The sequence below is a fragment of the Nostoc sp. UHCC 0302 genome (assembly GCF_038096175.1).
In the GTDB taxonomy this organism is placed as follows: Bacteria; Cyanobacteriota; Cyanobacteriia; order Cyanobacteriales; family Nostocaceae; genus UHCC-0302.
In genome coordinates this window covers 4,550,810-4,564,139 of record NZ_CP151099.1, presented here as the reverse complement: position 1 = coordinate 4,564,139, position 13,330 = coordinate 4,550,810, and the positions used below count along the sequence as shown (strand labels likewise).

Sequence of the window (13,330 nt, the reverse complement as noted above, 5' to 3'; positions counted from 1 at the left end):
CTCCCCTTAATAAATCTGCTAATATTAGTAATTGTGACCACTGGAGAGGTGGCTGAGTGGTCGAAAGCGGCAGATTGCTAATCTGTTGATGGAATCGTAAGACCCATCCGAGGGTTCGAATCCCTCCCTCTCCGTTTTCCAGGCTTAAAGATACAAAGGATATATTAAATATCCACTAACAAATTCTCATGTAAGAGTAAACACGTTTATTCCTTACGGCGGATGTTATTATTTATCCTTTGGAGTCTTTATTAAGATATAAGCTAACCTAAAAATTTAGTTTGAATCTTACTTTCAGGCTCCTGAAAATTTGAGGAGTGAAAGTAACTTATGCCAAGAATTAGTATAGCTTTAGCCCTGAGTGCAACTACCATAGCAACTGGTTTTCTAGTTGGTGCTTGTAGCACTACCGGAGGAAGTAGTAGCACAGCCAGCGGATTAAAAATTGGTTCCCTGCTGCCAGCAACAGGCGATTTAGCATCTATCGGACAGCAGATGTCAGCTTCTGTTCCCTTGCTAGTTGAAACCGTTAACGCTTGTGGTGGCGTGAATGGTCAACCTGTTACTCTTGTGGCTGTAGACGACCAAACAGACCCCAAAGCAGGCGCGGCTGGCATGACTAAACTGGCAACCGTAGATAAGGTTGCAGGTGTAGTTGGCTCTTTTGCTAGCAGCGTTTCTACAGCAGCTGTCTCAATTGCTGCTCAAAATAAAGTTATGTTGATTTCTCCGGGTAGCACTAGCCCTGTGTTTACCCAAAAAGCGAAAAATGGCGATTTTAAAGGCTTTTGGGCGCGTACAGTTCCCCCTGATAGCTACCAAGGCCCAGCCTTAGCTGAACTCGCCAAAAAAAGAGGTTACAAGCGAGTATCTACAGTCGTGATTAACAACGACTATGGTGTGGGCTTTGAAAAAGCATTTGTCCAAGGGTTTGAAAAATTAGGGGGAACGGTAGTTAATAAAAATAATCCCGTCCGTTACGACCCCAAAGCCACTACCTTTGAAACTGAAGCCACTACTGCCTTTGCTGGCAAGCCAGATGCAGTGCTTGGGGTTTTTTACGTAGAAACAGGTAGCTTGCTGCTCAAATCGGCATATCAGCAAGGTGTGAGTAAAGGGGTGCAGGTCATGCTAACAGATGGCATGAAGTCAGATGAATTCCCTGGTCAAGTTGGCAAAGGTAATGACGGTAAATTCATTGCTGCGGGAGTGATTGGCACAGTACCTGGTTCTGATGGGAAAGCATTAGAAGCTTTGAAAAAACTCTGGCAATCTAAAAAGGGTAGTTCACCAGGGGAATTTGCGCCCCAATCTTGGGATGCTACTGCTTTATTGGTGTTGGCAGCACAAGCTGCAAAGGAAAACACAGGCGTTGGTATTGCCAATAAAATCCGTGAAGTTGCCAATGCTCCTGGTACAGAAGTTACCGATGTCTGCGAGGGACTGAAATTACTTAAAGAAGGTAAAGATATTAACTACCAAGGGGCTAGTGGCAATGTAGATGTTGATGCTAACGGTGATGTGATTGGGGTTTACGATGTTTGGGAAGTAGGAGACGATGGCAAAATCAAAGTGATTGATAAAGTCACTCCTAAGTAGAAATTTAGAAGTTAGGAGTTAAATTTTACTAACTCCTAACTACCAACTTTTAACTTTTAAAAGCCAGTGAAGTTGTAACCAACTCCTAACAACAAGCCCACATCAGTTTCATCAAAAAATCCAGCATTCACAGCAGCTGTTGCCGTAAATTGAGTACTTAGAGGCACATCAATGCCACCAGATGCTAATAAGCCAACTTGCGAGTCATCGCCAACTTTAATGGCTGCACCTACTCCTACATAAGGTGCGATCGCTAACGGTTCGTTAAATGGATCTGCTGACTGCAAGGTAAAATCGTAGGTGATGGGAACTAAAATTGTGGTATTGTCCCCAAATATTGCTGACGGTCGCACTGAGAAAGCATTTGTTAAACCAATCTTACTGACAACCCCAAAGTTGCCGTCGCCCAAAGATGATTCACCACCATTCAAACCAATGTTGCCAGCAACACCAATATAGCTTCTGCCACCACGAGTAGGTCTACCGATATCAATATCTGATTGTGCCACCTTGTTATCAGATGGTTCAGAGGTTGGTTTTGCAGACTCTGTGGTGAGTGATGCAGATGAAGTCGCCACGGTTCCAGGAACAGGTGTGAGAATTTGACCAGCGGTTTCTGGTGCCACAGCATTAGGAAACTTTTGCACTTCAGTCAAATTAGTTACTGTAGATTCTGTGGCTGCTTGCGTAGACAAGTTTTGATTTTCATTCTCTGGTTCAGCCGTAAACTGGTTGGGAGACGCTACAGTTACTGAAGGTTCAGTTGATGGCTGACTGTTTACCATATCGACAGTTTCAGCTACTGCTGAGAAACCGCTACCTAAAACTGCGATCGCAGCTATACTTAGTAACCAAAAAACACCTTTACTAGAAAAAATAGTATTCACGTTCACTCCTTCAAAGAACATTGCCACAACAAATCTAAGTTTGTTGATTTTATTCAACAAATTCGGGCAATATTCAAAATCTAGCACCAAAAAATCGATTTTTACATTTTGGCCTTGACTTAATCTACTTTAGATTTATTAGCTAAAAACTAGATGCAATATCCTAAATTTGATAGATGACAAAATTGTTATCCTTCTGCTATTTTTAAGGTTTTTTCTAATTGAGAGCCAAGCCCTGTTTATTAAGGAGCTAATGAAGAGTTTCTGTAACCATTTATCATGGTAATACAGATTTAATTAATAATTACGAAGTAGAGACGTTGCATTGCAACGTCTCTACAATGGGTTATGTATCAAATTCTTTTTTCAAACTGATATAACCCCAGCTTACTCAGTCTTAAACAGGAACAAAATTTCTCTAATGTAAAAGGATTGGGAGCTGGGGACTAGAGATTGGGGATACAGAGATTTATATTCACTCACTCCTCCACCAAAGTCACTCATAGACTGGCAATTGCTTCAGCAAATAGCTTAGAAACAAAGGGCAAGAGAGTCTGGCTTTTGGCGTGTTCTTTACCTTCAGTAAATAGTACTAACAGATAAGGGCGCTGATCTGGTAATTCAATATATGCTGCATCATGGCGAACTTGGCTAGTCCAGCCTGCTTTTGACCAAATTTGAGCATTTTGGGGAAGACCACCACCTAAAAAACCCGTAACTTGATTTTCCTCCACGTCAGTGGGTAAATCATCGGGTTTGAGGCTACGTTTGAGCAAAGCCATCATTGCTTGCGATCGCCCGCTAGAAACTGCCACTCCACCAACTATACTGTGCAGTAATCTAGCGATCGCATTTGTTGTTAGCATATTGCGATTTTCCAGCATCTCCCCATAAAATGCCCGCTCTCGTCCATAAGGGCCATCACCCCAAGTTTTTTGGCAGACGTTAATTGTCTGTATTTCCTCCCAACCCAAAGATTGGTAATAGCGGTTAATAATATTACGCTGATATTTCCAAGTTTCAAACGGCCCAGTGGGTAACTCTGGCCCTGAAGTTGTGCCACTCAAGATATCTACAACAAAACTGGTAGCATCATTGCTAGAATCTACAATCATATCGCGCATGGCTCGCTCCAACTCCTTGGAAGTTTGGCTCATGCCTTTTTCCAGCCATTCGTTGACAGCCACTAAGTAAAATAGCTTAACTACACTTGCAGGATAAATACGCTCAACACCGCGATACGTGAAACCACGGACAGAGTGGTTCCAAAAAGCGTTGGGAGTCAAAGCGCCACCAGTATTTACTGGGACTGGGGGATCGTAAACAATCCAAGTCAGAGCAATTTGGTTACGAGCTAAAGTCGGAAATGCTGTCCAAGTTGCTTCTAAAATGCCATTACCAAGATTTTCGAGTTGTTCGTCTTTACTAAAAAAAATCATTCTCGAATGAAGTCCTTTAATCTAAAATCCCAAATCCCAAATCCCAAATCGGGAGAGTACCAGTGCCTAAGCGACTTAAATTTATATGATTCTCCTGAATGTAAGAGTTTAGCAACTCAAGCCGCATCTGGGCGACATTTACAGGTAACATCAAATCATCAAGATTCAGCGGTTGAGGTCTATTTACGTGAGGATGACTATCCAGGGTGGATATCTCTTTCAGATTTGGGTTTATTACAACCTGCCACTGTACCTTATCAAGCTGCCATATTTTCAGAATCTGAAATTAAAAAACTCATAGTAGAGGTCATCGACTTTACCCAAAAAGCGATGCAACAATCAAATTATTATCTTTGGGGTGGTACAGTCGGCCCAAATTACGACTGTTCTGGGTTGATGCAAGCAGCTTTTGCTTCGGTGGGTATTTGGTTACCCAGAGATGCTTATCAGCAAGAAGCATTCACCCAACCAATCACCATTGCAGAATTAGCAGCAGGTGATCTGGTATTTTTTGGAAATACTCAAAAAGCAACTCATGTAGGACTTTATTTGGCAGATGGTTATTACATCCATAGTTCTGGCAAAGACCAGGGACGGAATGGTATTGGAATTGATATTCTTTCGGAACAGGGAGATGCGGTAAGCCAGTCATACTATCAGCAATTACGAGGTGCTGGCAGAGTTGTCAGGAGTTACGAACCACAAAGACAAGGCAGCGCATTGCACAAAGAAGTCTGAGCAGAGGAAGCCTCCGCTGAAAACTTCAGGGGGTTCCCTCCGTTGTAGCGACTGCCGTAGCGAAGGATGCGAAGAAAAATGAGGAGTGGGTTAATTTCCGAAAGGAATAGTGAGGAGAATGGGGCGATTTTAGCAATTACCCCTGATGTATCGGTGGTTGTACCAGTGCATAACGAAGTAGAAAGTTTGCCGCTTTTGCTAGAAGCGATCGCATCTAGTTTATCTGCGAGTCAGTTAAGTTATGAAATAATTTGTGTGGATGATGGTTCTACAGATGGTTCCGCAGCACTGCTCAAAGAACAAGCGCAAATCCGTAGTGATTTAAAAGCGGTAATTTTGCGTCGTAATTACGGACAAACTGCGGCAATGGCAGCTGGGTTTAATTATGCATTAGGTAAAGCGATCGTTACTTTAGATGCTGACCTGCAAAATGACCCCCTGGATATCCCTATGTTATTGGCAAAACTGGAGGAAGGTTACGATTTAGTAAGTGGTTGGCGGCAAAAACGGCAAGATGGTGCTGTGAATCGCTTACTTCCTTCCAAAATTGCTAACTGGCTGATTCGACGCACCACTAGCGTCAATATCCACGACTATGGCTGTTCCCTGAAAGCCTATCGTACGGAACTAGTGGCAGATATGAACCTCTACGGGGAACTACATCGATTTTTACCAGCCTTAGCTTATATTGAAGGGGCCAGAATTACAGAGATGCCTGTACGACATCACGCCCGGCGCTTTGGCCGCAGTAAGTATGGTATCTGGCGAACATTCCGGGTATTAATGGATTTGTTAACTATTTTGTTTATGAAGAAGTTCCTGACACGTCCAATGCACGTTTTTGGGCTGTTGGGTTTAACTTCAATGGTTGCGGGGTCACTGATTGGAATTTACTTGACTTTCGTTAAATTGGCTTTTCATGAAGATATTGGTAATCGCCCTTTGCTGATTTTGGCGGTTCTCCTGCTAGTAACTGGAGTACAGTTATTTTGCTTCGGTCTCTTGGCAGAATTACTCATGCGTACATACCATGAATCCCAAGGACGCCCCATCTATCGCGTGCGAGAGGTAGTAGCAAAAAATATTAAGTAAGGTAACAATATTAACAGTTATCAATACAACTGATAACTGTTAACTGATAACTGAGAAATTACATCTGCTTTGAAAGCTTTTAATACCTTCGATGCGCACCTGCGACGCAACCTGCTGATTTTATTCACAGCAGGTTTATTATTCTGGTCAAGTTTGTCATCTTTCTTGCCAACTCTACCTCTGTACATCGAAGATGTAGGGGCAACCAAGCAACAAATTGGGATTGTGATGGGCAGTTTCGCCATTGGGTTATTGCTATTTCGCCCAATGCTGGGACGACTAGCGGATGAACGCGGTCGAAAAATTGTTTTGTTGATTGGCACAATAGTAGCCGCGATCGCTCCTTTTGGTTACATAATATTCACATCAATTCCGCTGTTAATCCTGGTGCGGATTTTTCATGGCATTAGCATCGCCGCTTTTACCACTGGATATAGTGCATTAATAGCAGATTTAGCTCCTGCGGAAACTCGTGGGGAAATCTTTAGTTATATGAGTTTGACGGCTCCCATTGGTTTAGCCATTGGCCCTGCTGTGGGAGGGTATTTACAAAGTACAACTGGTTATTCATTCTTATTTTTGTTATCCGCAGAAATAGCTTTCCTGGCGTTCTTAGGGATTTTACAAGTCACTAATCCACCAATACACACAAAGTTGTCAGATGAGAAGAGTAGCAACTTTTGGCAAATTTTGAGCAGTCCACGGGTGAGAGTTCCGGCTGTGGTCATGTTGCTAGTTGGTCTGTCCGTCGGTACTATGCATACCTTTGTATCATTGTTCATCAAATCAACTGGGGTAGATTTGAACGCTGGATTATTTTTCACCGCCGCAGCCATTTCCAGTTTTGCAATCAGGGTGTTTGCTGGTCGGGCAAGCGATCGCTTAGGTCGTGGCCTATTTATTACTATTGGTATAGTCTGCTACACTTTATCTTCATTATTTCTATGGCAAGCCAATAGTAAAACTGCCTTCTTACTCGCTGCGATCCTTGAGGGCTGTGGTGGTGGTACGCTAATCTCCATGATCACTACGATGATGGCAGACCGCTCATTCCCACAAGAACGAGGGCGAATTTTTGCTCTGTGCATAGCCGGCTTTGACTTAGGGATTGCGATCGCAGCTCCTATTCTCGGTTCAATTGCAGAACAAGTTGGCTACAACAATATGTTTGGCTACGGCGCAGCTTTAACTTTTCTGGCACTAATCATCTTCCTGACTCAATCCAGCAAAGATTTAGGCAATTCTCTGCGCTTTGCTTTGGGTCGCGCTCCAGATGCTTACGCCTTAGAGAAAACCTAAAATAAAAAGACGCTGTTTACAGCGCCTTTACTATTTTTAACTAACGGGCGAGGAGGGATTCGAACCCCCGACACCGTGGTCCGTAGCCACGTGCTCTAGTCCACTGAGCTACACGCCCCTGCCAGGAAATTATATTAACACGTTTTCACCCAATGATGCAAGATAATTTTTTCTCTAATTCTGCCAACTTAACTCATCTCGATCAGCAAGGAGAAGCGCAAATGGTGGATGTGTCTGCCAAAGCAGCTACAGTCCGCCAAGCAATAGCAGTTGCCAAGGTGCGAATGCTACCAGACACCTTCGCCACGATACAAGCCGGAAATGCTCCAAAAGGGGATGTGCTAGCAACTGCAAGATTAGCTGGGATTATGGCAGCCAAACAAACGGCGGCTTTAATTCCCTTATGTCATCCACTGCCCTTACAAAAAATTACCGTAGAGATTACACCTGATCCACAACTACCTGGATACCATATTCGTGCCACAGTTAAAACCAAAGCTGAAACTGGTGTGGAAATGGAAGCTTTGACTGCCGTTTCTATTGCAGCCTTGACTCTGTACGATATGGCGAAAGCCTTAGAAAAGTCCATTCAAATTGAATCGATTCGATTATTAAGTAAAAGTGGCGGAAAATCAGGAGATTATTCCTTAGCAGACTCATAAGCAATTCAAAGGTGATGATTAGCTTTAGAGGTCTAATAGCAACCGCATCCCCAAAAACTTTAGAATAATTAGGGTGTATTCAAGCTGGTAACAAATATTTATGCCTCCTCGTTGGCCTCGCAAACCCGATCGCAAAGATCCAGAGTTCCGCAAATTAGATGACCGCATGAATTTTGCCATCCATGTGGCGATCGCCGCTACTATTAATTCTGGGTTGTGGTTTTTCCACAACTTAAAAGCAGCAACCTGGGAGTGGCTGCCCTGGTTGACGGTAAGTTGGCTAGTACTATTGTTGGTACATCTGATTTATATTGCGGCGATCGCTAACTACACCGAGTCGCCACCAAAATCCACCTGAAGATGGAATACTGATGCTAGGGCGATTGTAACCTCTGGCAGTGGGTAAGCTGAATTAATTGAGCGATAATGTAAAACGAAGCCTGATAGTTCACTATTTTTCTGAATATAAGGTTGTTTTTATGGCTAAAACTAACACAGCAGAACTACTCGAAGCCCTAGCATCTGAAATTGGCGAAAATGTCTACATAGACATAGCAAAGTGGCATCTTTATTTATCAGATGCCAAACTACATACTGTTGTCGCTGAACAGCTATATCCCTTAATTACTTCCAATTCTGTAACAGAAGACCGAGTTATAAAAGTTCTGGAATCGATTTCTGTAAAAATTGGTGGCGGAAGACGAGAACTTCCTTTAATCGATTTACTACCTCTGCAAGGGCAGGTTAACTTAGTAGATATTTTGGAGAAATATCAACGCGAGATATAATTTCTGCCCTAATTAAGTAGAGATTTTAACTGAACAATTTTGTCAGGAAGCATTTCCTTGCACAATTTTGAATTAGGGAATTGTTCGATTACATTAAATATCTTGTACTTAGTCAATTTTATAAAAAAGACACCACTAAATAACAACTAATCTAGTGGCAGTTTTGTATACCCTATTTTAGCCTTTCACGATAGCTTTGTAATACAAAAGCTGATCTACATCTAGCGTGATAAATATTATCCCCAACAATTAAGGATAAGCAGTTTCTGCGATCGCAACAAGTTGGCGCAGATATAGTGCTAGTTTCAAACTGACTTAGCACTCGACTTTCACAAACTTACACTTACTGAGGTTTATTCTATGCTTTTGCAACTCAAAGATTCTGGGGAATTGGTAAAAATTACAGAAATTCAAGAATTGCTTGACCCCAATAATGATACAGTTCACGCTAAAGACCAAGAGGGACAGGAAGAACAGCAAACCGATTCTTTTAAAAAAGAAAACCTGATTTTTCCTTCTGGTGAAGACTTACCACGCTGTTGGTTAGATGCCAACTATAGAAACGGTTAAAGCTTAATGATTTGAAAATAGCAGCAATTTTCAATTGAGTAGCATACAAATCATAGTAGAGGCGCACAGTTAGCTGTGCGCCTCTACTGTATGTTATTATGTACCAGTTTATGAGGCAGTTTTTTCTGTTACAGTAGCCGCTTCATTTGATTGAAACTGCGGGAAAAATGTCTTAGAAATCCAGACAGTCAAGATATGGGACAGTAATCCTAAAGGCCCAGCAAACAAACATAAAGCTAGGGAGTGAATTGTCCAAATACCTGTTTTCTGTCCTTCCCAATATATCCAACGACCAACGAATAAATCCATTACTAGAAAATGAATCCAACCCGTAGCAGCGACTTTCTCATCTGCAAAAAGCCGGGCAATATCAGCTAATTGAGGATTCGAGAAATCTTGAGCGGTTTCTGGGGTAATACTGCTAATAAATAAATACAAATATACCCCAGCTAATAGCACAAATGGCAAATATGATTCCATTATTCGCCGCGTCACTTTCCAATTGGGTAAGAAAATCATCAATGCCCAAAAGGGCAAAACGAAAAGATTAGCAACGTTAAACAGTTGAGAGATATCCATACTTTTTTAAAGTGAATAATTAGGGTTAGGTATTTCAAGTGATTAGTATTGTTTGTTGATTTTACATTAACAGACGCGTAGACGCTCGAAGAGCGGCTTCTCGTAAGAGTATAATCGCGTCTCTACTCCTAACTTATAAAGCTACAAGTTGTGCTTCTATTTCTGAGGATTTCAAATCACGACCGATAAAAACTAAGCGGGTTTGTCTTGCTTCTTCTGGCTGCCAAGGGCGATCATAAAACTTATCAAATCGTGTTCCCACACCTTGCATTACTAAACGCATAGGTTTGTTTGGTACTGCCACAAAGCCTTTAATTCGATAAATTTCTTGTTGCTGTGCCAATATTTCTAACTGTTGTTGCAGCTTTTCTGGGTCAAAAGCACGATCCAAAATTAAATTAGCTGAGGTAATTTCTTCGTCGTGTTCGTGTTCTTCTTCGGTATCGTGATGACTGGGACGGCTATCTAAATTGTCTTCAACTGCGGCTTTAAATCCTAATAATATAGATGGGTCTAGTTGAGAGCGTAGGCGTAGCCCGCCGGAGGCATCGCTTTCAACAATCTTCACAACTCTCGGCAATTCTCGTTTAATCAACTCCTCAACTTGCGCTTTCGTTTTTGCATCAACTAAATCAGTTTTATTCAAAACTACTAAGTCTGCACAAGCAAGTTGGTCTTCAAACAATTCTTGCAAAGGTGTCTCGTGTTCTAGACTATCATCAGCTTGCCGCTGGGCTGCCACTGCCTCCGGATCACTGGCAAATGTCCCTGCTGCTACCGCCGCACAATCTACTACAGTAATTACGGCGTCGACAGTAGCCGCGTTACGAATTTCCTGCCAGCGAAAAGCCTTTACCAGAGGTTTTGGTAAAGCTAAACCAGAGGTTTCAATTAAAATGCAATCAATGCTATCTCGCCGCTTAATTAACTGTTGCATTGTGGGAAAAAATTCTTCTTGAACCGTGCAACATAAGCAGCCATTTGTTAATTCAAAAATATTACTCTCGCCATCGCCATCTTCGGGGCAAATTTGACAAGATTTCAACAATTCACCATCAATACCAAGTTCGCCAAATTCGTTGACTAAAACAGCAATGCGGCGTCCTTGGTTGTTTTGTAGCAGGTGGCGAATTAAGCTGGTTTTACCACTACCTAAGAAGCCTGTGATTACTGTGACAGGAATTTTTGTAGCCATCTTTTTGCCTGATTTTCTCAGTGTATAAGTCTCACGGGTTACAAACTTAGATACGGAGGTTAAGCTAGGTTTGAAAATTGACTTAGTTATTCTAAACTGAAATTCTGTGCATAGCCTAAAAATATTGCCATTGCTTGTAACTTTATCTCTGGTGATAGTACCGCAAATTAGTTTTGCCCAGATTGTAGATTTAGTGGAACAGGCACAAACTGCCCTACAAGAGGAAAAATATCAGCAAGCAGAAGCTCTTTGGCAACGCATAATTCAAAAAGAACCTAATGATGCTACTGCGTATGTGCGGTTAGGCACAGTGTTATTTGTGCAGAACAAAACAGAAGCAGCGATCGCTTTGTAGTCAGAATATCAAACACCAGCGCGACTACTGTCAGTTAACTGTTAATATTTGCGCTCATTTTGGATATTATCCAAAGTCCCCAGTGGGCTATGTGATCGCTAATCAACAGGCTTTTATAATGCTAAATAACTTAATTAATTTTGACTGACTTTTTTGTGATTAATTACGGTATTTTATTAAAGTCATCTTATTTAAGGAATTTTACTAACTCTTGCTGTATCCTTTGCTCGGATTTGCTCCCTCATCATAAATTAAATGAAATTTTATTATTCACTCGTACCAGCATTAATTGGTGTATCAATTGCCTTTGTGCAACCCCAAAACGCTCTTGCACTTGACTCATCTGAGGTTGCGAAAGTTGCCAAAGCTATTACTGTAGAAATTGAGAATCACGATGGCTCTGGGAGTGGAATCATTATTAAACGAGAGGGTAATACTTACACTGTCCTTACTGCCAAACACGTTGTCGAAGCTCAAGCTCAATACGAAATTGTAACTCCAGAGGGAACGCATTACTCACTTAACTACAGCACTGTTAAAAAGCTTCCTTCAGTTGATTTAGCTGTTGTGCAATTTACTAGCAATCAAAATTATCCTGTTGCCAAAATCGGTAACTCAGACTTGTCAACTGAAGGAACAACCGCCTATGTGGCTGGTTTTCCACAAATAAGTGCAGCCATTTCCAGTTCCATTTACAATTTCACTGATGGGCGAATTACAGCTAATGCCTCAAAACCTCTGCGTGATGGCTATGCATTGGTTTACAGCAATGAGACGTTGGCAGGGATGAGTGGTGGCCCAGTGTTGAATGACAAAGGCGAAGTTATAGGAATTCATGGTCGAAGCGATACAACTGAGAACTTTAAAATCTCTGATAAAAATCCTAACGTGATTATTAAGACTGGCTTTAATTTGGGCATTCCGATTAATACCTTTTTGAAACTCTCTGCCCAAACTGGAGTTGATGTAGGCGTTAGTTCTCCTAGTACATCCATCGCTACAGTTCCGAAAGCAGATGACTTCTTTATTCAGGGTGGGGATAAGTACCATAAAGGAGATTATAAAGGTGCGATCGCTGATTACAACCAAGCCATCAAGATTAATCCTAATTATGCCGATGCCTACTATAAACTAGGATTAGCTCACAGAGATTCTGGAGACAATCAGAAAGCTGTTGAAGATTTACAGAAAGCAACAGAATTATTTGCTGTACAAGGAAAGAAAGCTGATGCCAAACGTAGTCAAGGGGTTATTCGTTATTTATTAAAAGACTATAAAGGAGCAATCACAGCTTCCACAGAAGCAATTCGCCTCAATCCCAATGATGCTCAAGCCTACAACATCCGAGGAACTGCCCGCTATTATTTGGGAGACAAGCAAGGGGCTATAGCTGATTTCAACTTTGTCCTCAAGATTAATCCCAACTTTGCCCCAGCCTACAGCAATCGAGGATTAGCCCGCTATGATTTGGGAGACAAACAAGGGGCTATAGCAGATCACAACCTTGCCCTCAAGATTAATCCCAATTATGCCTTTGCCTACTACAATCGAGGATTAGCCCACTATGAGCTAGGCGACAAGCAAGGAGCTATAGCAGATTACAACCTTGCCCTCAAGATTAATCCCAATATTGCCCCAGCCTACGTCAACCGAGGACTAGCACGCTATGATTTGGGAGACAAGCAAGGGGCTATAGCAGATTTCAACCTTGCCCTCAAGATTAATCCTAACTTTGTCGAAGCCTACTACAGCCGGGGAATTGTCCGCTATAAGTTAGGTGACAAGCAAGGGGCTATAGCAGATTACAACCTTGCCCTCAAGATTAATCCTAACTTTGTCGAAGCCTACAGTGACCGGGGACTAGCCCACTATGAGTTAGGTGACAAGCAAGGAGCTATAGCAGATTTCAACCTTGCCCTCAAGATTAATCCTAATTATGCCAAAGCCTATGCAGGTCGAGGACTTACCCGGTATGCCTTGGAAGACAAGAAAGGGGGGATCGCGGATTTACAAAAAGCAGCCAACCTCTTTCAAGAACAAGGGGACACAGATTCCTATCAAACACTGATGGAATTAATTAAAAAGCTTTAGCGATAGTTGCTTATCGCCAAGCCATTAAAATTAAAC

14 protein-coding genes and 2 tRNA genes are annotated in these 13,330 nt (G+C 42.0%); 11 read left to right on the top strand and 5 right to left on the bottom strand.

Translation table 11 applies throughout. The annotated features are described in order from the left end of the window. Positions 1 to 42: 42 nt before the first annotated feature. Positions 43 to 134 (top strand) — tRNA-Ser (locus tag WKK05_RS19805). Between the two features lie 196 nt (positions 135 to 330). Further along, positions 331 to 1,599, top strand: a complete 1,269-nt coding sequence (locus WKK05_RS19800) for an ABC transporter substrate-binding protein (protein WP_341524809.1) — start codon at positions 331 to 333, stop codon at positions 1,597 to 1,599. 56 nt (positions 1,600 to 1,655) lie between these two features. Here WKK05_RS19800 and WKK05_RS19795 read toward each other — a convergent pair whose 3' ends face one another. After that, complete coding sequence (locus WKK05_RS19795; protein WP_341524808.1) at positions 1,656 to 2,486, bottom strand: hypothetical protein; 831 nt, start codon at positions 2,484 to 2,486, stop codon at positions 1,656 to 1,658. A 500-nt stretch (positions 2,487 to 2,986) separates the two neighbouring features. Beyond that, positions 2,987 to 3,925 (bottom strand): serine hydrolase, encoded by a 939-nt coding sequence (locus WKK05_RS19790; RefSeq protein ID WP_341524807.1) that lies wholly within the window; start codon positions 3,923 to 3,925, stop codon positions 2,987 to 2,989. Positions 3,926 to 3,931: 6 nt separating this feature from the next. Between WKK05_RS19790 and WKK05_RS19785 the strand changes: the two genes are divergently transcribed. The 3 genes from WKK05_RS19785 (at position 3,932) to WKK05_RS19775 (ending at position 7,054) form a co-directional block, all read left to right on the top strand. Continuing rightward, positions 3,932 to 4,663, top strand: a complete 732-nt coding sequence (locus tag WKK05_RS19785) for a C40 family peptidase (protein ID WP_341524806.1) — start codon at positions 3,932 to 3,934, stop codon at positions 4,661 to 4,663. Positions 4,664 to 4,741: 78 nt separating this feature from the next. Beyond that, positions 4,742 to 5,755: a glycosyltransferase family 2 protein gene (locus tag WKK05_RS19780; RefSeq protein ID WP_341524805.1), complete on the top strand. Its 1,014-nt coding sequence runs from the start codon at positions 4,742 to 4,744 to the stop codon at positions 5,753 to 5,755. A 69-nt stretch (positions 5,756 to 5,824) separates the two neighbouring features. Beyond that, positions 5,825 to 7,054, top strand: coding sequence for an MFS transporter (locus WKK05_RS19775; RefSeq protein WP_341524804.1), 1,230 nt, complete (start codon positions 5,825 to 5,827; stop codon positions 7,052 to 7,054). Positions 7,055 to 7,098: 44 nt separating this feature from the next. On the opposite strand, the gene WKK05_RS19770 is transcribed toward WKK05_RS19775, so the two are convergent. Continuing rightward, a tRNA-Arg gene (locus tag WKK05_RS19770) sits at positions 7,099 to 7,172 on the bottom strand. Between the two features lie 37 nt (positions 7,173 to 7,209). Between WKK05_RS19770 and moaC the strand changes: the two genes are divergently transcribed. From moaC to WKK05_RS19750, 4 genes are all read left to right on the top strand, one after another. After that, positions 7,210 to 7,716, top strand: a complete 507-nt coding sequence (moaC, locus tag WKK05_RS19765) for a cyclic pyranopterin monophosphate synthase MoaC (RefSeq protein ID WP_341531130.1) — start codon at positions 7,210 to 7,212, stop codon at positions 7,714 to 7,716. 100 nt (positions 7,717 to 7,816) lie between these two features. Beyond that, positions 7,817 to 8,074, top strand: coding sequence for a hypothetical protein (locus tag WKK05_RS19760; RefSeq protein ID WP_341524803.1), 258 nt, complete (start codon positions 7,817 to 7,819; stop codon positions 8,072 to 8,074). A gap of 121 nt (positions 8,075 to 8,195) precedes the next feature. Next, a complete protein-coding gene (locus WKK05_RS19755; protein ID WP_341524802.1) occupies positions 8,196 to 8,504 on the top strand; it encodes a DUF3181 family protein in 309 nt (102 codons plus the stop codon). A 360-nt stretch (positions 8,505 to 8,864) separates the two neighbouring features. Next, complete coding sequence (locus WKK05_RS19750; protein WP_341524801.1) at positions 8,865 to 9,074, top strand: acetyltransferase; 210 nt, start codon at positions 8,865 to 8,867, stop codon at positions 9,072 to 9,074. Between the two features lie 108 nt (positions 9,075 to 9,182). Here WKK05_RS19750 and WKK05_RS19745 read toward each other — a convergent pair whose 3' ends face one another. Both WKK05_RS19745 and cobW read right to left on the bottom strand, forming a co-directional pair. Further along, positions 9,183 to 9,653, bottom strand: coding sequence for an ABA4-like family protein (locus tag WKK05_RS19745; RefSeq protein WP_341524800.1), 471 nt, complete (start codon positions 9,651 to 9,653; stop codon positions 9,183 to 9,185). 133 nt (positions 9,654 to 9,786) lie between these two features. Further along, positions 9,787 to 10,848, bottom strand: a complete 1,062-nt coding sequence (gene cobW / locus WKK05_RS19740; RefSeq protein WP_341524799.1) for a cobalamin biosynthesis protein CobW — start codon at positions 10,846 to 10,848, stop codon at positions 9,787 to 9,789. 106 nt (positions 10,849 to 10,954) lie between these two features. Here cobW and WKK05_RS19735 point away from each other — a divergent pair, with 106 nt between their 5' ends. Further along, entirely contained in the window at positions 10,955 to 11,203 is a 249-nt protein-coding gene (locus tag WKK05_RS19735) for a tetratricopeptide repeat protein (RefSeq protein ID WP_341524798.1), read from the top strand. Positions 11,204 to 11,458: 255 nt separating this feature from the next. Beyond that, the gene (locus tag WKK05_RS19730; RefSeq protein WP_341524797.1) at positions 11,459 to 13,294 is read left to right on the top strand and encodes a tetratricopeptide repeat protein; all 1,836 of its coding nucleotides are present in this window, start codon (positions 11,459 to 11,461) and stop codon (positions 13,292 to 13,294) included. Positions 13,295 to 13,330 lie beyond the last annotated feature (36 nt).